Below are 18,704 nucleotides of genomic sequence, written 5' to 3'. Positions count from 1 at the left end.
CGCCATGTTGCAAGTCAGTGTTTATCGCTACAACCCTGATCAGGACGCCGCGCCGTTCATGCAGGATTTCCAGGTCGACACCGGTGGCAAGGACCTGATGGTGCTGGACGTGCTGGCTCTGGTCAAAGAGCAGGACGAAGGCTTCTCGTACCGTCGTTCGTGCCGCGAAGGCGTGTGCGGTTCCGACGGCATGAACATCAACGGCAAGAATGGCCTGGCCTGCATCACGCCGCTGTCGGCCGTGGTCAAGGGCAACAAGCTGGTGGTTCGCCCACTGCCTGGTCTGCCGGTCATCCGTGACCTCGCTGTCGACATGAGCATCTTCTACAAGCAATACGAGAAGGTGAAGCCATTCCTGCAGAACGACACGCCGGCTCCGTCCATCGAGCGCCTTCAGACCCCGGAAGAGCGGGAAAAACTCGACGGCCTGTACGAGTGCATTCTGTGCGCTTGCTGCTCGACGTCCTGCCCGTCCTTCTGGTGGAACCCCGACAAGTTCCTGGGTCCTGCCGCGATCCTGCAAGCCTATCGTTTCCTGGCTGACAGCCGCGACACCCGGACGCAAGAGCGTCTGGCGTCCATGGACGATCCGTTCAGTGTGTTCCGCTGCCGCGGCATCATGAACTGCGTCAACGTGTGCCCGAAAGGCTTGAATCCAACCAAGGCTATCGGTCACGTGCGCAACATGCTGCTCAAAAGCGGTGTCTGAGTTTGCCGCACCTGTAACATCGCAGCACCCGCTACTGCAGCACCCGTAAACGCTGCGGCGCAGGCTTCAACCGGCGCCGTAGTTTTAACCTGAGCAGTTGTCGTATGGCTTCAGCTCTTATTTTGAAGAAATGAAACCAGCAGGGGCATCCGGGCTGGTACCCGGACTATCTGCGTGATCCCTAGTGACTTGAAGTCGCTGCACATGGACTTTTCAAGTTTGCGCTGGCATCGACGCCGATGGTGTCCCCTAATCGAGGGTGACCAAGCATGCAAGAAAGCGTGATGCAGCGCATGTGGAACAGCGCCCACCTTTCCGGTGGTAACGCTGCCTATGTGGAAGAGCTCTACGAGCTCTACCTGCACGACCCTAACGCTGTGCCAGAAGAGTGGCGCACCTATTTTCAGACGTTGCCGGCTGACGGCAGCACTGCCACCGATGTATCGCACTCTACGGTTCGCGATCATTTTGTGTTGCTGGGGAAAAACCAGCGCCGCGCCCAACCGGTCTCTGCCGGCAGCGTGAGCAGCGAGCATGAAAAGAAGCAAGTTGAAGTGCTGCGACTTATCCAGGCATTCCGTATGCGCGGCCATCAGGGTGCGCAACTCGATCCTCTGGGTCTGTGGAAGCGTACTGCGCCAGCTGACCTGTCGATCAACCATTACGGTTTGACCAACGCTGACCTCGATACCACATTCCGTGCCGGCGACCTGTTCATCGGCAAGGAAGAAGCGAGCCTACGCGAAATCGTCGAAGCGTTGCAGCAGACATATTGCCGCACCATCGGCGCCGAGTTCACGCACATCGTCGATTCCAACCAGCGCAACTGGTTCATGCAGCGCCTCGAAAGCGTGCGTGGCCGTCCTGCCTATTCCGCCGACATCAAGAGCCACCTGCTCGAGCGCGTCACGGCGGGCGAGGGTCTGGAGAAGTACCTGGGCACCAAGTACCCCGGCACCAAGCGTTTCGGTCTGGAAGGCGGCGAAAGTCTGATTCCGATGCTCGACGAGCTGATTCAGCGCTCCGGTTCCTACGGCACCAAGGAAGTCGTCATCGGCATGGCCCACCGTGGCCGTCTCAACGTGCTGGTCAACACCTTCGGCAAGAACCCGCGCGATCTGTTCGACGAGTTCGAAGGCAAGAAGAAGGTCGAACTGGGCTCCGGTGACGTCAAGTACCACCAGGGCTTCTCGTCCAACGTGATGACCACCGGCGGCGAAGTCCACCTGGCGATGGCGTTCAACCCGTCCCACCTGGAAATCGTTTCCCCTGTGGTCGAAGGTTCGGTGCGTGCCCGTCAGGACCGTCGCAACGACGCCACTGGCGAGAAAGTGCTGCCGATCTCGATCCACGGTGACGCTGCGTTCGCTGGCCAGGGTGTGGTGCTGGAAACCTTCCAGATGTCGCAGACCCGTGGCTTCAAGACGGGCGGCACGATCCACATCGTGATCAACAACCAGGTCGGCTTCACCATCAGCAAGCAGGAAGACTCGCGCTCCACCGAGTACGCGACCGACGTTGCCAAGATGATTCAGGCGCCGATCCTCCATGTGAATGGCGATGATCCGGAAGCCGTGCTGTTCGTGACCCAGCTGGCGATCGACTACCGCATGCAGTTCAAGCGTGACGTGGTCATCGACCTGGTCTGCTACCGTCGTCGCGGCCACAACGAAGCCGACGAACCGAGCGGCACCCAGCCGCTGATGTACCAGCAGATCGCCAAGCAGCGCACCACCCGTGAGCTGTACGCCGATTCTCTGGCCGCCGCCGGCATCCTCAACGCCGAAGCCGCTCAGGCCAAGGTCGACGAGTACCGCAACGCGCTGGACAACGGCATGCATGTGGTCAAAAGCCTGGTCAAAGAGCCGAACAAGGAATTGTTCGTCGACTGGCGTCCGTACCTGGGTCACGCGTGGACGGCACGTCACGACACCAGTTTCGACCTCAAGACGCTCCAGGAACTGTCAGCCAAGCTGATGGAAGTGCCAGAAGGTTTCGTGGTTCAGCGTCAGGTCCAGAAAATCTACGAAGACCGCCAGAAGATGCAAGTCGGTGGCCTTCCGATCAACTGGGGCTACGCGGAAACCATGGCTTACGCCACGCTGGCATTCGAAGGCCATCAGGTGCGCATCACCGGGCAGGACGTCGGTCGCGGTACGTTCTCGCACCGTCACGCCGTGCTGCACAACCAGAAAGACGGCGCGACCTACGTGCCTCTGCAGAACCTGTACGCCGGTCAGCCTCGTTTCGACCTGTACGACTCGTTCCTGTCGGAAGAGGCGGTGCTGGCGTTCGAATACGGTTACTCGACCACTCAGCCCAATGCGCTGGTGATCTGGGAAGCCCAGTTCGGTGACTTTGCCAACGGTGCGCAGGTCGTGATCGACCAGTTCATCACCAGCGGCGAGCACAAGTGGGGCCGTCTGTGCGGTCTGACCATGCTGTTGCCCCATGGCTACGAAGGGCAGGGCCCGGAGCACTCATCGGCACGTCTTGAGCGTTACCTGCAATTGTGCGCCGAGCACAACATTCAGGTCTGCGTACCGACCACCCCGGCTCAGATCTACCATCTGTTGCGCCGTCAGGTGATCCGTCCGCTGCGCAAGCCGCTGATCGTGTTGACGCCGAAGTCGTTGCTGCGCCACAAGCTGGCCGTGTCGACCCTGGAAGATCTGGCCCATGGCTCGTTCCAGACCGTCATCCCGGAAATCGACACCCTCGATGCCGCGAAAGTGACGCGTCTGGTGCTGTGCAGCGGCAAGGTCTACTACGACCTGCTGGAAAAACGCCGTGCCGAAGGCCGCGAAGACATCGCTATCGTGCGTCTCGAGCAGCTCTATCCGTTCCCGGAAGACGACCTGATGGAGGCCATCGCGCCTTACACCAATCTGACCAACGTGGTCTGGTGTCAGGAAGAACCGATGAACCAGGGCGCCTGGTACAGCAGTCAGCACCACCTGCGCCGCAGCATCGGCAATCACAACCGCAACCTCGTTCTCGAGTATGCCGGCCGTGATGCTTCCGCTGCTCCTGCTTGTGGATACGCTTCGATGCACGCCGAACAGCAGGAAAAACTGCTGAAAGACGCGTTCTCCGTTTAACGCCTTCGCGCACTAGAAACCGAATTAAAGGAATTACAGATAATGGCTATTGAGATCAAAGCCCCCTCTTTCCCGGAATCCGTTGCCGACGGCACCGTTGCCACCTGGCACAAAAAACCGGGCGACGCCGTCAAGCGTGACGACCTGATCGTCGATATCGAAACTGACAAGGTCGTTCTGGAAGTACTGGCCGAAGCTGACGGCGTACTGGGCGCAATCGTTGCCGAAGAGGGCGCCACTGTCTTGTCGAACCAGTTGCTGGGCTCGATCGAAGAGGGCGGCGCCGCTGCCGCTCCAGCTGCGGCCGCTCCAGCCGCCGCTGCGTCGGCTCCTGCTGCTGCGCCTGCCCAGGCTGCCGCTGCCCCAGCCGCTGCTTCCGGTGACGAAGACGCGATCGGCGCTCCGGCTGCCCGTAAGCTGGCCGAAGAAAACGGCATCAACCTGTCCAGCGTCAATGGCACTGGCAAAGACGGTCGCGTGACCAAGGAAGACGTCGTCGCTGCCATCGAAGCGAAGAAATCCGCTCCGGCCGCCGCGCCTGCCGCCAAGCCTGCTGCTGCAGCCGCTGCTCCTGTGACCGCTGTTGGCGACCGCACCGAGAAGCGCGTGCCGATGACCCGTCTGCGCGCCAAGGTTGCCGAGCGTCTGGTTGAAGCTCAGTCGAACATGGCGATGCTGACCACCTTCAACGAAGTCGACATGACCGAAGTCATGGCGCTGCGTTCGAAGTACAAGGACCTGTTCGAGAAGTCCCACAACGGCGTACGCCTGGGCTTCATGTCGTTCTTCGTCAAGGCAGCGACCGAAGCGCTGAAACGCTACCCGGCCGTCAACGCTTCGATCGACGGCACCGACATTGTCTACCACGGTTATGCCGACGTCGGCGTTGCCGTGTCGAGCGATCGTGGCTTGGTGGTTCCGGTGCTGCGCAATGCCGAGCAGATGAGCCTGGCTGAAATCGAAGGCGGCATCGCCACCTTCGGCAAGAAAGCCCGTGACGGCAAACTGTCCATCGACGAGATGACTGGCGGTACCTTCACCATCACCAACGGTGGTACTTTCGGTTCGATGATGTCGACCCCGATCGTCAACCCGCCGCAAGCGGCCATCCTGGGCATGCACAACATTCTGCAGCGTCCTATGGCGATCAACGGTCAGGTCGTCATCCGTCCGATGATGTATCTGGCGCTGTCCTACGATCACCGCCTGATCGACGGTAAAGAAGCCGTGACGTTCCTGGTGACCATCAAGAACCTGCTGGAAGACCCGGCGCGTCTGTTGCTGGACATCTAACGAAGCAGCGTCAAGCTGCAATCCGAAAGCTTCAAGTCAGAAGCGGTACGGTATGCAGCTTGTCACTCGCGGTTGGTATCAATGAATAAGTCGCAAGCCGATCCTGCAGTTCATCGCAGGTCAGCTTGTAGCTTGCAGCTTAAAGCTCGCAGCTAAAGAGGAACTCTTTTCTATGTCCCAGAAATTCGACGTGGTAGTGATTGGCGCTGGCCCTGGCGGCTACGTGGCTGCTATCAAGGCCGCGCAACTCGGTCTCACGACTGCCTGCATCGAGAAGTATCAGGATAAAGAGGGCAAGCTGGCCCTCGGCGGTACCTGCCTGAACGTGGGCTGCATCCCTTCCAAGGCGCTGCTGGACAGCTCCTGGAAATTCTACGAAGCCAAGAACCAGTTCGGTGTTCACGGTATCTCGCTCAACGACCTGAAAATGGACATTGCTGCCATGATTGGCCGCAAGGCCCAGATCGTCAAAGGCCTGACCGGCGGCGTTGCCAGCCTGTTCAAGGCCAACGGCGTCACGTCCCTGCAAGGCCACGGCAAGCTGCTGGCCGGCAAGAAAGTCGAGCTGACCAAGCCTGACGGCACCACCGAAGTCATCGAAGCCGAGAACATCATTCTGGCCTCGGGTTCGCGTCCTATCGACATTCCGCCGGCTCCGGTCAATCAGGTCACCATCGTCGATTCGACAGGCGCCCTGGAATTCCCGGCTGTGCCTGAGCGCCTGTGCGTTATCGGAGCGGGTGTAATCGGTCTGGAACTGGGTTCGGTCTGGGCTCGCCTGGGTGCCAAAGTGACGGTGCTCGAGGCCCTGGAGAAATTCCTGCCGGCCGCTGACGAAGCTGTTGCCAAAGAAGCGCAGAAGACCTTCACCAAGCAGGGTCTGGACATCAAGCTGGGCGCACGCGTCACCGGTTCCAAGGTCAATGGCGACGAAGTCGTCGTGACCTACACCGACAAGGACGGCGAGCAGAACATCACCTTCGACCGCGTGATCGTGGCCGTGGGCCGTCGCCCGGTAACCACCGAACTGCTGGCTGCCGATAGCGGCGTCGACATCGACGAGCGCGGTTTCATCTTCGTCAACGAGCAGTGCGAGACCAGCGTTCCTGGCGTGTACGCGATCGGTGACGTGGTTCGTGGTCTGATGCTGGCGCACAAGGCGTCCGAAGAAGGCATCATGGTTGTCGAGCGCATCAAGGGTCACAAGACCCAGATGAACTACGACCTGATCCCGTCGGTTATCTACACCCATCCGGAAATCGCATGGGTCGGCAAAACCGAGCAGACGCTCAAGGCTGAAGGCGTGGAAGTCAACGTCGGTCAGTTCCCGTTCGCGGCCAGCGGCCGTGCAATGGCAGCGAATGACACCGGCGGTTTCGTCAAGGTCATCGCTGATGCCAAGACCGACCGTGTACTGGGTGTGCACGTCATTGGTCCTGGCGCTGCAGAGCTGGTACAGCAGGGCGCGATCGGCATGGAGTTCGGCACCAGTGCCGAAGACATCGGCATGATGGTCTTCTCTCACCCGACGCTGTCCGAAGCGCTGCACGAAGCGGCACTGGCTGTGAATGGCGGCGCCATCCACATCCAGAACAAGAAAAAACGCTAAAGATAACCACGACGGTCCGCCCGTCGTAGGCCCTGCTCGCAGGGCTTACCGCGGAAGGTCCGTTGGACTCGAACTCCCGGCGGCGAAGGGCAGGCTTGATGCCTGACCGGCGTTCTCCGGGAGAAGCGGTCACAGGTGGTGCGGCACGCTTTGACGAGCAGCACCGAATGCGCAGTACCTAACGAAGACGGTAATAAGCATGAATCTTCACGAGTATCAGGGTAAGCAGCTGTTTGCTGAATACGGCCTGCCAGTATCCAAGGGCTATGCAGTAGACACCCCGGAAGCAGCAGCAGAAGCGTGTGACAAGATCGGCGGAACCGAGTGGGTCGTCAAAGCCCAGGTTCACGCAGGCGGTCGCGGTAAAGCGGGCGGCGTCAAGCTGGTTCGCAGCAAGGAAGACGCCGCTGCGTTCGCTCAACAGTGGCTGGGCAAGCGTCTGGTCACTTACCAGACTGATGCCAACGGTCAGCCAGTCACCAAGATCCTGGTTGAATCGTGCACTGACATCGCCAAAGAGCTGTACCTGGGCGCTGTAGTCGATCGTTCGAGCCGTCGTATCGTTTTCATGGCTTCCACCGAAGGTGGCGTGGACATCGAGAAGATCGCTCACGACACGCCTGAGAAGATTCTCAAAGCGACCATCGATCCACTGGTTGGCGCTCAGCCATTCCAGGGTCGCGATCTGGCATTCCAGCTGGGTCTGGAAGGCAAGCAGGTCACCCAGTTCGCCAAGATCTTCACCGGTCTGGCCAAGCTGTTCCAGGACCACGATCTGGCCCTGCTGGAAGTGAACCCGCTGGTGATCAAGGCTGACGGCGATCTGCATTGCCTCGACGCCAAGATCAACATCGACGCCAACGCCATGTACCGTCAGCCAAAGCTGAAGGCTTTCCACGACCCATCGCAAGATGACCCACGTGAAGCCCACGCTGCCAAGTTCGAACTGAACTACGTGGCACTGGAAGGCAACATCGGCTGCATGGTCAACGGTGCCGGTCTGGCCATGGGCACCATGGACATCGTCAACCTGCATGGCGGCAAGCCAGCCAACTTCCTCGACGTAGGCGGCGGCGCAACCAAGGAACGCGTTACCGAAGCGTTCAAGATCATTCTGTCCGACACCAACGTCGCGGCAGTACTGGTCAACATCTTCGGCGGCATCGTTCGCTGCGACATGATTGCCGAAGGCATCATTGGCGCCGTGAAAGAAGTCGGCGTGAAAATCCCGGTGGTTGTTCGCCTTGAAGGCAACAACGCTGAGCTGGGCGCTAAAGTACTGGCAGAAAGCGGCTTGAACATCATCGCAGCTACCAGCCTGACCGACGCTGCTCAACAAGTCGTCAAAGCTGCGGAGGGCAAATAATGAGCGTCCTGATCAATAAAGACACCAAGGTTATCTGCCAGGGCTTCACCGGCTCCCAGGGTACCTTCCACTCCGAGCAAGCCATTGCCTACGGCACCAAAATGGTTGGCGGCGTGACCCCAGGCAAGGGCGGCACCACGCACCTGAACCTGCCCGTGTTCAACACGGTGTCCGAAGCAGTAGAAAAAACCGGCGCGACCGCTTCGGTCATCTACGTTCCGGCTCCGTTCTGCAAGGATTCCATCCTTGAAGCAGCGTTCGGCGGTATCAAGCTGATCGTTTGCATCACCGAAGGCATCCCGACCATCGACATGCTCGAAGCCAAGGTCAAGTGCGACGAACTGGGTGTGGTCCTGATCGGCCCTAACTGCCCAGGCGTCATCACCCCGGGCGAGTGCAAGATCGGCATCATGCCAGGTCACATTCACTTGCCAGGCAAGGTCGGTATCGTGTCGCGTTCCGGCACCCTGACTTACGAAGCTGTGAAGCAGACCACTGACGCCGGTTTCGGTCAGTCGACCTGCGTCGGTATCGGTGGTGACCCGATCCCGGGTTCGAACTTCATCGACATCCTGAAGCTGTTCCAGGAAGACCCGAAGACCGAAGCGATCGTCATGATCGGCGAGATCGGCGGTTCGGCTGAAGAAGAAGCGGCTGCCTACATCAAGGCACACGTGACCAAGCCAGTCGTTTCCTACATCGCGGGTGTGACTGCTCCTCCGGGCAAGCGCATGGGCCATGCGGGCGCGATCATCTCCGGCGGCAAAGGCACTGCAGACGAGAAATTCGCTGCACTGCAAGACGCAGGCGTGAAAACCGTGCGTTCGCTGGCAGACATCGGCAAAGCCCTGGCTGAGCTGACCGGTTGGGAAGTGAAGAAGGCTTAATCGCCCTCATCTCACTACTTGATCAACAAAAGCCACCTTCGGGTGGCTTTTGCGTTTCCGGCGTTTCGATTTGCCTTGTGCTCTTCGCCCAATCCTGTCAGACATTTCTGATATGCGACACGAATGTGCATTCAGCGGTCGCACCGCCCTGTATCGGTGCGCCAAATAGGGTAGGCTACCCGCCGTTTTGTGCAGTCGGCTCCCACAAGGAGCGGCGGCGCGCTCAGGGTCTGTCTTAAAAGGGCGGGCAGCATTTCCCCCACCCTCAGGGAAATCCTCTTCTTAATTCCGATTCAGCAGTGTGGTTTCCTTAATGAAAGTGTTGAAAGGCCAGGACATTCTGGCACTGGGTTTCATGACGTTTGCGCTGTTCGTCGGCGCTGGCAATATCATCTTCCCCCCGATCGTAGGCCTCCAGGCCGGCCCCAACGTATGGATGGCCGCTTTGGGCTTTCTGGTCACGGCCGTCGGCCTTCCGGTGGTCACTGTCATCGCGCTCGCCAAAGTTGGCGGCGCCATGGACGCGTTGAGCAGTCCGATCGGCAAGGTCGCCGGGACCATTCTCGCCGCCGTCTGCTACCTGTCCGTGGGGCCGTTGTTCGCCACGCCGCGCACGGCGACGGTGTCGTTTGAGGTCGGCCTGGCGCCGTTGACCGGCGAAAGCCCCCTCGCACTGTTTCTCTACAGCCTGGTTTATTTCGTGCTGGTGTTCTGGATCTCCCTTTATCCGGGTCGATTGCTCGACACCGTGGGCCGCTTCCTTGCGCCGCTGAAGATCATCGCCCTGGCCATCCTCGGCATCGCCGCGTTTCTCCTGCCAGCGGGGGAGGTGGGCATTGCCGAACCTGCTTACGTCGCCGCGCCGTTTTCCCAAGGGTTCATCAACGGCTACCTGACCATGGACACCCTGGGCGCGCTGGTTTTCGGCATCGTCATCGTCAATGCGATTCGCTCCCGCGGTGTCGAGTCGCCTCGGCTGATCACCCGTTACGCCATCATTGCCGGCCTGATTGCCGGTGTCGGTCTGGCCCTGGTCTACATCAGCCTGTTCCGCCTGGGCTCGGACAGCCATGCCATCGCCGCCGGTGCCACCAATGGCGCTGCGGTGTTGCATGCTTACGTTCAGCACACCTTCGGCACCCTGGGCAGCAGCTTCCTTGCCGTTCTGATCTCGCTGGCGTGTCTGGTCACCGCGGTTGGCCTGACCTGCGCTTGCGCCGAGTACTTCAGCCGCGTGCTGCCGCTGTCCTACAAGACACTGGTGATCCTGCTGGCGGCGTTTTCGCTGCTGGTGTCCAACCTTGGTCTGACCAAGCTGATCCAGTTCTCGATCCCGGTGCTGACCGCCATCTACCCGCCGTGCATTGCGCTGGTGGCGTTGAGCTTCTGCAAGGACTTCTGGCATGAGCAGGGTCGGATCGTCGCGCCGGTCATGCTGGTGGCGTTCCTGATCGGTGCGGTGGATGCGGTCAAGGGTTCTGCGCTGGGTGTGTACCTGCCGGATGCGCTGGCCCATCTGCCGTTGAGCGAGCAAGGCCTGGCCTGGCTGATCCCGTCGCTGATCACGCTGTTCATCGCGTTCGTGGTGGATCGCATGCTGGGCAAGCGCAGCGAAGCGCTGGCCTGAGGGGGAAGGTCGGCGCTTCGCAGAATAAACACGCCGATCTTTTCAAGCAGACAAAACAAAGCCCGCTAAATGCGGGCTTTGTTTTTTGAAACTCTGGAAACTTACTGCTTAGTTGCAGGTGCTGCCTGGTTCGCTTCTTTCGCGCGCTCTTGAGCGGCTTCAGCGTTCTTTTGAGCGGCTTCCTGACTTTCTTTGGCAGCGTCGTTCACTTTGTCTTGCGCTTTTTGCATCGATTCTTGCGACTGCTCGGCAGCCTTGTTTGCATCTTGCTGTTTATCTTCGGATTTTTTGTCACAGGCGGCGAGGCCCAGAGTGGCAGAAAGCATGAGGGCAATAGCTAAAGATTTACGCATGGGGTGTTTCTCCTTATTGGTCATCAACGTGCCTTCGAGCATTCGCTTATAAGGTTAGTTCCATGTTCCGGCGGGATAAATACATAAGCGTCTCAGCGGTGTAACAACTCGGCTGATCACAGGCGGTTAGTGGTTTATGTCCGGTGTTCAGTCGACAGATCTGCAGCCCGGAGGTTTTCGGCGGGTGAAGATTCTTCGCTCACAGCACGCCTGCCCTTGAAATCGTCTCCCCAGCCCCCACCTTGATGACAACCCGCTGCTCGGAGCCGTCCTCGGCGTTTCGCGCAGCTACCCCTATTTGTGTGGACTGATTGGAGTTTGATGACCATGAGTGTGGAAACTCAAAAGGAAACCCTGGGCTTCCAGACCGAGGTGAAGCAGCTGCTGCACCTCATGATCCATTCGCTGTACTCGAACAAGGAAATCTTCCTTCGCGAGCTGATCTCCAACGCGTCCGACGCGGTGGACAAGCTGCGCTTCGAGGCACTGTCCAAGCCTGAGCTGCTGGAAGGCGGCGCCGAGCTGAAGATCCGTGTCAGCTACGACAAGGACGCGAAGACCGTCACTCTGGAAGACAACGGCATCGGCATGAGCCGCGAGGATGTCATTACTCATCTGGGCACCATCGCCAAGTCCGGCACCGCCGACTTCATGAAGAACCTGTCCGGTGATCAGAAGAAAGATTCTCACCTGATCGGTCAGTTCGGTGTAGGTTTCTACTCCGCGTTCATCGTGGCCGACCAGGTTGAAGTGTTCACCCGTCGCGCCGGCCTGTCCGCCAGCGAAGGTGTGCACTGGTCGTCGAAAGGCGAGGGCGAGTTCGAAGTCGCCACGATCGAGAAAGCCGATCGCGGTACGCGCATCGTGCTGCACCTCAAGAGCGCCGAAGATGAGTTCGCTGACGGCTATCGTCTGCGCAACATCATCAAAAAGTACTCCGACCACATCGCCCTGCCGATCCAGTTGCCGAAAGAGCAGGCGTCGGTCGAAGGCGACGCCGAGCCTGTTGAAGAGTGGGAAACCGTCAACCGTGCCAGCGCGCTGTGGACCCGTCCACGTACCGAGGTCAAGGACGAGGAATACCAGGAGTTCTACAAGCACATCGCCCACGATTTCGAGAACCCGCTGAGCTGGAGCCACAACAAGGTCGAAGGCAAGCTGGAATACAGCTCGCTGCTGTACGTGCCGGCCCGCGCGCCATTCGATCTGTATCAGCGTGAAGCACCGCGCGGCCTGAAGCTGTACGTGCAGCGCGTGTTCGTCATGGACCAGGCCGAATCGTTCCTGCCGCTGTACCTGCGCTTCATCAAGGGCGTGGTCGATTCCAACGACCTGTCCCTGAACGTGTCCCGTGAAATCCTGCAGAAAGACCCGATTATCGATTCGATGAAGTCGGCGCTGACCAAGCGTGTGCTGGACATGCTGGAGAAGCTGGCGAAAAACCAGCCGGAAGAATACAAAGGCTTCTGGAAAAACTTCGGTCAGGTGCTGAAGGAAGGCCCGGCCGAAGACTTCGCCAACAAGGAGAAGATCGCCGGCCTGCTGCGCTTCGCATCAACCTCCGACGACAGCGGCGAGCAGAGCGTTTCGTTGGCCGACTACCTGTCGCGCGCCAAGGAAGGTCAGGACAAGATCTACTTCCTCACCGGCGAAAGCTACGCGCAGGTCAAGAACAGTCCGCACCTTGAAGTCTTCCGCAAGAAAGGCATTGAAGTGCTGCTGCTGACCGACCGTATCGACGAGTGGCTGATGAGCTACCTGAGCGACTTTGACGGCAAGGGTTTTGTCGACGTTGCACGCGGTGACCTGGACCTGGGCAAGCTTGACTCCGAAGAGGACAAGAAAGCCCAGGAAGAAGTCGCCAAGGACAAGGAAGGCCTGATCGAGCGCCTGAAAACTGCGCTGGGTGATGCCGTCAGTGAAGTGCGTGTTTCCCACCGTCTGACCGATTCGCCGGCGATCCTGGCGATCGGCGAGCAGGACCTTGGTCTGCAGATGCGTCAGATCCTGGAAGCGAGCGGTCAGAAGGTGCCGGACTCCAAGCCGATCTTCGAATTCAACCCGTCGCACCCGCTGATTGGCAAGCTGGACAACGAGCAGAATGAAGACCGCTTCGGCGATCTGTCGCACATCCTGTTCGACCAGGCTGCGCTGGCAGCCGGCGACAGTTTGAAAGATCCGGCTGCCTACGTGCGCCGTCTGAACAAGTTGTTGGTCGAGCTCTCGGTTTAACATCCGCGTCACGGCAGAACCCGCTCCGGCGGGTTTTGTCATTTAATCTCCCTCCATCCTTATCAGCAGGAGTTCGCTATGAGCAATGTGACCGTGCAGTCCGTCGTGTATGACATCGACGGCGTGAGCTACGAGAGTCGTCTGGCCTTCAGCGAAGGTGCTCAGGCCGCACCGGGTCTGGTGATGGCGCCTAACTGGATGGGCGTCAGCGAAGACGCCGAGCAGATTGCCAAAGACGTGGCGGCGAAGGGCTATGTGGTCTTGCTGGCGGATCTTTACGGCCAGCAAGTGCGCCCGACTAATGGTGACGAAGCGGCGGCTGCCATGATGCCGTTGAAGAACGATCGCGTGCTGTTGAACACACGCATGAAGGCCGCCCTGGATCAATTGACTGCGCAGACCATTGCGGCCGTCGACACGTCCCGGCTGGCGGCGTTTGGCTTCTGCTTCGGCGGTTGCTGCGCACTGGAACTGGCGCGCACCGGTGCGCCGTTGAAGGCTGCGGTGTCCTTTCACGGTACACTCGACACACCGAACCCGGCTGACGCCAACAACATCAAGGGCAAAGTGCTGGTGATGCACGGCGCGTCCGATCCTCTGGTGCCAAAAGAGCAGCTGCCGGCGTTTGAAGCCGAGATGAACGCTGCCAACGTCGACTGGCAACTCTTGAGCTACGGCGGGGCGTTCCATTCGTTCACCGACCCACACGCCAACAATCCGGGCGTACAGATGTACAACCCGACCGTTTCGAAGCGCGCGTTTACCTCGATGCACAACCTGCTGGACGAAGTGTTCGCGGGCTGATGTGATGTTTTAACTGTTGTGGGAGTGCCCCTCCGGTCACTCCCACAGCGTCCGGGCAGGCCGCGGCCAATCAGCGCTTCGGCCTGCTGCCCACCGGCAATTCAATCCGCTCCACTTCCCCCGGCACCGTCGGCCAGTCTCCGGCCGCCCATTTCGCCCTGGCCTGTTCAATCAGCGCCGGGTCACTGGCGACGAAATTCCAGTTCATCCTCCTCGGCCCATCCAGTGGCGCGCCGCCGATCAGCACCGCGTGACATTCGCTCTGCGCGCAAAGCGTCGGCTCGCTGCCTGAATCCAGCACCACCAGACTGCGCGGCTGCACCGGCTCGCCATCTAGTAGCAAGTCGCCTTCGATAACGTACAACGCGCGCTGCTCGTGCTCGTCGGGCACACACAGCGTCGTCGCCGTCTGCAGGTTCAGTTCGGCGTAAAGCGTGGGTGACAGCACCGGCACCGGCGACTTCAGGCAAAAGCCTTCGCCCGCGATCAAGCGGATGCGAATACCCATGGCGTCGCTGACCGGCAGTGTGGCGGCGGGGTGATGGCTGTAATGACCGGCGCCTTGCTCATGGGATTTGGGCGAGGCCAGCCAGACTTGCAGGCCATGCAGGCGAGAGCCACTGGCGTGCAAGTCCTCGGGTGTGCGTTCAATGTGGGCGATGGCGCTGCCGGCGGTCATCCAGCTGACCTCGCCGGGCCTTACGTGCTGATCGCTGCCGAGGCTGTCCTTGTGTCGGATTTCGCCTTCAAACAGGTAGGTCAGCGTCGACAGGCCGATGTGCGGATGCTGGCGGATGTCCATGCCGGTGCCGGGCGCGTAGGTGGTCTCCAGCATGTGATCGAAAAAAACGAAAGGCCCGACGCTTCGGCATTGCGCAGCGGGGAGGGGGCGCAGGATCGGTTGGCCTTCGACGTCTTCGGCGCGGGGAATGATGGTCAGCATGATGGCGCTCTCTCTGGACATGGCACGCAGGATACAGATCTCCCGCGCACGTGGCTGGAACGGTAGTGCCACGCGCTCCGTAATGAATTATTACGAAGTACTCAGGGAATTGTCCTACAGAGCGTCATAGGTAAGCCGACATCACAGGCTACTGCTCTCTCCGGAGCAGCGTCTTGGGAAGGGATCGGATATGACCGTGAGAAACATGAACATCGCGCCCCGGGCCGCCCTCGGTTTCGGCATGCTCGCCTTGCTGGTGTTCGGTCTGGGTGCATTCGCATTGGTGCAGATGTCGAACATGCGCAAGCAGTCGGACGAAGTCGAATACAAGTGGCTGCCCAGCGTGATGGAGCTGGGCACCATGGGCCAGGACCTCATGCGGATCCGCACCCTGACGCTGCGTCTGATGCTCAACCGCAGCCTGGATGCCCTGCGTGACAATACCGCCAAGCTTGATCAGCTCAAGGCGGGACTGCAGACCACCCAGCAGAACTATGCCACCTTGATCGGATCGCCTCGCGAGCGTGAGTTGTACCAAACCTTTGCAGCCGCCCAAGAGGCCTACTTCCAGCGCCAGAACCGGGTGATGGAGCTGTCCGCCGCCAACCAGGTGCAGGACGCGATGCAGCTGGTCAATGGTGAAATGAATCAATTCGCCGACAAGATGACCCTCGCGTTGACCGAGCTGACTTCGTTGAATAAGCAGGGCGCCGGGCAGGCAAGCGATCTGGCGCGGGTGGTGTTCTCGAGTGCGGTCGGCTGGGTCGCCGGCATGATGCTGCTGACGGCGCTGATCACGCTGTTGCTGGCGTGGGGGTTGACCCGCAGCATCGTCAGACCGATCGCCCAGGCGTTGGGCATTGCTCAGGTGGTTGCAGCGGGTGACCTCACCGCACCGATCGTCGTGGAGGGCCGTGATGAGCCCGCCCGGTTGCTGGAAGCCCTCAAGACCATGCAACAGAATTTGCGCAGCACGATCATGCGCATCGCCGACTCCTCGAACCAGCTGGCGTCGGCTTCCGAAGAACTCAGCACCGTCACCGAGGATGCCACCCGCGGCCTTCACCAGCAGAGCCTTGAGATTGATCAGGCGGCGACGGCGGTCAACGAGATGACCGCGGCGGTCGAGGAAGTGGCACGCAATGCCGTGGCCACGTCCGAAGCGTCCGGTGAGTCTGACCGGATTGCTCAACATGGCCGGCAGCAGGTCAAGCAGACGGTGGCGTCCATCGCCCATCTGGCCGAAGACGTGACCGACGCCGGCGAGCAGGTGCAGACCCTGGCCCAGAAGGTGTATGGCATCAGCAAGGTGCTGGACGTGATTCGCTCGGTTGCCGAGCAGACCAATCTGCTGGCGTTGAACGCGGCTATTGAAGCAGCGCGGGCTGGAGAGGCGGGACGAGGCTTCGCGGTGGTGGCGGATGAGGTGCGTGCTTTGGCCCATCGGACTCAGTCATCGACCCAGGAAATCGAACAACTGGTGGGCGACATCCGTCAGGGCACCGATCAGGCCGTGGCCGCCATGCAAGGCAGCAACAGCCGCGCGCAGACCACCCTTGAGCTGGCACAATCCGCCGGGGTGGCGCTGGACGATATCGCTGCGGCGATCACACTCATTACCGAACGCAACGAGGTCATCGCCAGTGCGTCAGAGGAACAGGCACAGGTCGCGCGGGAGGTCGACCGCAACCTCACCAACATCCGCGACATCTCCCTGCAGAGCTCGGCCGGCGCCAACCAGACCAGCGCTGCCAGCCACGAACTGTCGCGACTGGCGACAGACCTTAATGGCATGGTTGCAGCATTCTCAGTGTGACACCTTGAGTCTTCCCGGCTAAAGCCGGTCCCACAAAAAGAAGGCCCCACGCAGTGCATTTGTGCTGGCAATAAGAAAGGCGCCCCGAGGGGCGCCTTTCTTATCTGCAACTGACTCTATTACTTGCCAGTCCAGCGCTTCATCACCAGCGTGGCGTTGGTGCCGCCGAAGCCGAAGCTGTTGCTCATCACCAGATTCAGTTCGGTGTTTTCGCGGGTCTTGGTCAGGATCGGCATGTCGGCAACGGCTGGGTCCAGCTCGTCGATGTTCGCCGAACCGGCCATGAAGTTGCCTTCCATCATCAGCATGCAGTAGATCGCTTCGTGAACGCCGGCGGCGCCCAGGGAGTGACCCGACAGGCTCTTGGTGGAGCTGATGGCAGGCGCCTTGTCGCCAAACACCTCACGCACGCCTTCCATTTCCTTGACGTCGCCGACCGGAGTGGAGGTGCCGTGGGTGTTCAGGTAGTCGATGGTGCCATCAACGGTGGACAACGCCTGCTGCATGCAGCGGATGGCGCCTTCGCCGCTTGGAGCGACCATGTCATAACCGTCGGAAGTGGCGCCGTAGCCTACCAGCTCTGCGTAGATCTTCGCGCCACGGGCCAGAGCGTGCTCCAGTTCCTCGACCACCACCATGCCGCCGCCGCCGGCGATGACGAAACCGTCACGGTCAGCGTCGTAGGCACGGGAAGCTTGTTCAGGCTTGTCGTTGCGTTTGCTGGACAGTGCGCCCATGGCGTCAAACAGGAACGACTGGCTCCAGTGCTCCTCTTCGCCACCGCCGGCAAACACGATGTCCTGCTTGCCCATCTGAATCTGTTCCATAGCGGTACCGATGCAGTGAGCACTGGTGGCGCAGGCAGAAGCGATGGAGTAGTTCAGGCCCTTGATCTTGAATGGCGTCGCCAGACAGGCTGAAACCGTGCTGCTCATGGTCCGGGTGACGTAATACGGGAGAACCTTTTTGATGCCTTTCTCGCGCAGGATGTCCAGCGCTTCCATCTGGTTCAGGGTCGAAGCACCGCCAGAGCCGGCAATCAGACCGGTACGCGGGTTGGATACCATCTCTTCGGTCAGGCCGGAGTCTTCCACGGCGCTTTTCATGGCCACGTAGGCATAAGCCGCCGCCTGACCAACGAAGCGCAGGGTTTTGCGGTCGACCAGTTCCTTGAGCGGCAGGTTTGGATCGATGGAACCCGATACCTGGCTGCGCAGACCCATTTCGGCGTATTCCGGGTTGAAACGGATGCCAGGGCGACTTGCACGCAAGTTGGCGGAGACGGTGTCTTTGTCATTGCCCAAGCAGGAAACAATGCCCAGACCAGTGATAACGACGCGGCGCATGCGAATACCCTTAGAAATTTTCAGTGGAAGTGAAGACACCGACGCGCAGGCCTTCGGCGGTATAGATTTCACGGCCGTCCACGCTGACCGAACCGTCGGCGATCGCCAGGTTCAGCTTGCCTTTGAGGACGCGCTTGATGTGAATGTTGTAGGTGACTTTCTTGGCGGTCGGCAGGACCTGACCGAAGAATTTCACTTCGCCCGAGCCCAGTGCGCGACCGCGGCCCGGCAGGCCTTGCCAGCCGAGGAAGAAACCGACCAGCTGCCACATGGCATCGAGGCCCAGGCAGCCCGGCATCACCGGATCACCTTCGAAGTGACAGGCGAAGAACCACAGGTCCGGGTTGATATCGAGTTCGGCGACCAATTCACCTTTTCCGTACTTGCCGCCTTCTTCGCTGATGTGGGTGATGCGATCGACCATCAGCATGTTGGGGGCGGGCAATTGCGCATTACCTGGGCCGAACAGCTCGCCGCGACTGCAGCGCAGCAGATCTTCCCGGGTAAAGGCGTTTTGTTTGGTCATGCGAACTCCTCGATAATCCTGTGCGGCAGGGTGTGGCGTTACTTACCCAGTCTGGCCAGCGGGTCATCCCTCTGCTGGCAGCCTACTCATAG

Annotated in this window: 14 protein-coding genes and 1 pseudogene; 11 read left to right on the top strand and 4 right to left on the bottom strand. The window is 60.0% G+C overall.

Annotated elements, in window-relative coordinates; all coding sequences use genetic code 11:
• Positions 1–4 precede the first annotated feature (4 nt).
• From AC07VF_RS18510 to brnQ, 7 genes are all read left to right on the top strand, one after another.
• Complete coding sequence (locus tag AC07VF_RS18510; RefSeq protein ID WP_122538402.1) at positions 5–709, top strand: succinate dehydrogenase iron-sulfur subunit; 705 nt, start codon at positions 5–7, stop codon at positions 707–709.
• A gap of 269 nt (positions 710–978) precedes the next feature.
• Positions 979–3,810 carry a 2-oxoglutarate dehydrogenase E1 component gene (locus tag AC07VF_RS18505; RefSeq protein WP_192174890.1) on the top strand — a complete coding sequence of 944 codons (2,832 nt, stop codon included), beginning with the start codon at positions 979–981 and terminating at the stop codon, positions 3,808–3,810.
• 42 nt (positions 3,811–3,852) lie between these two features.
• Positions 3,853–5,103 carry a 2-oxoglutarate dehydrogenase complex dihydrolipoyllysine-residue succinyltransferase gene (odhB, locus tag AC07VF_RS18500; RefSeq protein WP_495009703.1) on the top strand — a complete coding sequence of 417 codons (1,251 nt, stop codon included), beginning with the start codon at positions 3,853–3,855 and terminating at the stop codon, positions 5,101–5,103.
• A 172-nt stretch (positions 5,104–5,275) separates the two neighbouring features.
• Entirely contained in the window at positions 5,276–6,712 is a 1,437-nt protein-coding gene (gene lpdA, locus AC07VF_RS18495; RefSeq protein ID WP_346626384.1) for a dihydrolipoyl dehydrogenase, read from the top strand.
• 199 nt (positions 6,713–6,911) lie between these two features.
• Complete coding sequence (gene sucC, locus AC07VF_RS18490) at positions 6,912–8,078, top strand: ADP-forming succinate--CoA ligase subunit beta (protein WP_004882574.1); 1,167 nt, start codon at positions 6,912–6,914, stop codon at positions 8,076–8,078.
• Complete coding sequence (gene sucD / locus AC07VF_RS18485) at positions 8,078–8,965, top strand: succinate--CoA ligase subunit alpha (RefSeq protein ID WP_037009399.1); 888 nt, start codon at positions 8,078–8,080, stop codon at positions 8,963–8,965. Before sucC ends, sucD begins: the two co-directional genes overlap by 1 nt.
• A 313-nt stretch (positions 8,966–9,278) precedes the next feature.
• On the top strand, positions 9,279–10,592 hold the full coding sequence (brnQ, locus tag AC07VF_RS18480; RefSeq protein WP_346629728.1) for a branched-chain amino acid transport system II carrier protein: 1,314 nt from the start codon (positions 9,279–9,281) through the stop codon (positions 10,590–10,592).
• 101 nt (positions 10,593–10,693) lie between these two features.
• Here brnQ and AC07VF_RS18475 read toward each other — a convergent pair whose 3' ends face one another.
• Positions 10,694–10,945, bottom strand: a complete 252-nt coding sequence (locus AC07VF_RS18475; protein ID WP_065986299.1) for a hypothetical protein — start codon at positions 10,943–10,945, stop codon at positions 10,694–10,696.
• 327 nt (positions 10,946–11,272) lie between these two features.
• Between AC07VF_RS18475 and htpG the strand changes: the two genes are divergently transcribed.
• Positions 11,273–13,177 (top strand): molecular chaperone HtpG, encoded by a 1,905-nt coding sequence (gene htpG, locus AC07VF_RS18470; RefSeq protein WP_495009704.1) that lies wholly within the window; start codon positions 11,273–11,275, stop codon positions 13,175–13,177.
• Positions 13,178–13,255: 78 nt separating this feature from the next.
• Positions 13,256–13,981, top strand: coding sequence for a dienelactone hydrolase family protein (locus AC07VF_RS18465; RefSeq protein WP_122538412.1), 726 nt, complete (start codon positions 13,256–13,258; stop codon positions 13,979–13,981).
• A gap of 70 nt (positions 13,982–14,051) precedes the next feature.
• Here the strand turns inward: AC07VF_RS18465 and AC07VF_RS18460 are convergent, their stop codons facing one another.
• A complete protein-coding gene (locus tag AC07VF_RS18460; RefSeq protein WP_282372905.1) occupies positions 14,052–14,924 on the bottom strand; it encodes a pirin family protein in 873 nt (290 codons plus the stop codon).
• A 190-nt stretch (positions 14,925–15,114) separates the two neighbouring features.
• On the opposite strand from AC07VF_RS18460, the pseudogene AC07VF_RS18455 reads away from it, so the two are divergent.
• Both AC07VF_RS18455 and AC07VF_RS18450 read left to right on the top strand, forming a co-directional pair.
• Positions 15,115–15,882 (top strand): annotated as a pseudogene (locus AC07VF_RS18455) (MCP four helix bundle domain-containing protein); the annotation flags it as partial.
• The gene (locus tag AC07VF_RS18450; RefSeq protein WP_463583019.1) at positions 15,877–16,740 is read left to right on the top strand and encodes a methyl-accepting chemotaxis protein; all 864 of its coding nucleotides are present in this window, start codon (positions 15,877–15,879) and stop codon (positions 16,738–16,740) included. The pseudogene AC07VF_RS18455 and the gene AC07VF_RS18450, both read left to right, overlap by 6 nt.
• A 119-nt stretch (positions 16,741–16,859) precedes the next feature.
• Here the strand turns inward: AC07VF_RS18450 and fabB are convergent, their stop codons facing one another.
• Positions 16,860–18,086, bottom strand: coding sequence for a beta-ketoacyl-ACP synthase I (gene fabB / locus AC07VF_RS18445; protein ID WP_495009705.1), 1,227 nt, complete (start codon positions 18,084–18,086; stop codon positions 16,860–16,862).
• Positions 18,087–18,096: 10 nt separating this feature from the next.
• Entirely contained in the window at positions 18,097–18,612 is a 516-nt protein-coding gene (gene fabA / locus AC07VF_RS18440; protein WP_192174895.1) for a 3-hydroxyacyl-[acyl-carrier-protein] dehydratase FabA, read from the bottom strand.
• Between the last annotated feature and the right edge of the window lie 92 nt (positions 18,613–18,704).

The sequence above is a fragment of the Pseudomonas sp. GW821-FHT02H06 genome (assembly GCF_059421525.1).
The sequence above is the reverse complement of the archived record's forward strand: the minus strand, read 5'-3'. Positions and strand labels throughout refer to the sequence as shown.

What these genes read in the sequence shown, in the direction of transcription:
- sucD (WP_037009399.1), top strand. Translation starts at nt 8,078, where the DNA reads ATGAGCGTCCTGATCAATAAAGACACCAAGGTTATCTGCCAGGGCTTC.
- fabA (WP_192174895.1), bottom strand. Translation starts at nt 18,612, where the DNA reads ATGACCAAACAAAACGCCTTTACCCGGGAAGATCTGCTGCGCTGCAGT.
- AC07VF_RS18465 (WP_122538412.1), top strand. Translation starts at nt 13,256, where the DNA reads ATGAGCAATGTGACCGTGCAGTCCGTCGTGTATGACATCGACGGCGTG.
- lpdA (WP_346626384.1), top strand. Translation starts at nt 5,276, where the DNA reads ATGTCCCAGAAATTCGACGTGGTAGTGATTGGCGCTGGCCCTGGCGGC.
- fabB (WP_495009705.1), bottom strand. Translation starts at nt 18,086, where the DNA reads ATGCGCCGCGTCGTTATCACTGGTCTGGGCATTGTTTCCTGCTTGGGC.
- AC07VF_RS18510 (WP_122538402.1), top strand. Translation starts at nt 5, where the DNA reads ATGTTGCAAGTCAGTGTTTATCGCTACAACCCTGATCAGGACGCCGCG.
- odhB (WP_495009703.1), top strand. Translation starts at nt 3,853, where the DNA reads ATGGCTATTGAGATCAAAGCCCCCTCTTTCCCGGAATCCGTTGCCGAC.
- sucC (WP_004882574.1), top strand. Translation starts at nt 6,912, where the DNA reads ATGAATCTTCACGAGTATCAGGGTAAGCAGCTGTTTGCTGAATACGGC.
- AC07VF_RS18460 (WP_282372905.1), bottom strand. Translation starts at nt 14,924, where the DNA reads ATGCTGACCATCATTCCCCGCGCCGAAGACGTCGAAGGCCAACCGATC.
- AC07VF_RS18450 (WP_463583019.1), top strand. Translation starts at nt 15,877, where the DNA reads ATGCAACAGAATTTGCGCAGCACGATCATGCGCATCGCCGACTCCTCG.
- AC07VF_RS18475 (WP_065986299.1), bottom strand. Translation starts at nt 10,945, where the DNA reads ATGCGTAAATCTTTAGCTATTGCCCTCATGCTTTCTGCCACTCTGGGC.
- brnQ (WP_346629728.1), top strand. Translation starts at nt 9,279, where the DNA reads ATGAAAGTGTTGAAAGGCCAGGACATTCTGGCACTGGGTTTCATGACG.
- AC07VF_RS18505 (WP_192174890.1), top strand. Translation starts at nt 979, where the DNA reads ATGCAAGAAAGCGTGATGCAGCGCATGTGGAACAGCGCCCACCTTTCC.
- htpG (WP_495009704.1), top strand. Translation starts at nt 11,273, where the DNA reads ATGAGTGTGGAAACTCAAAAGGAAACCCTGGGCTTCCAGACCGAGGTG.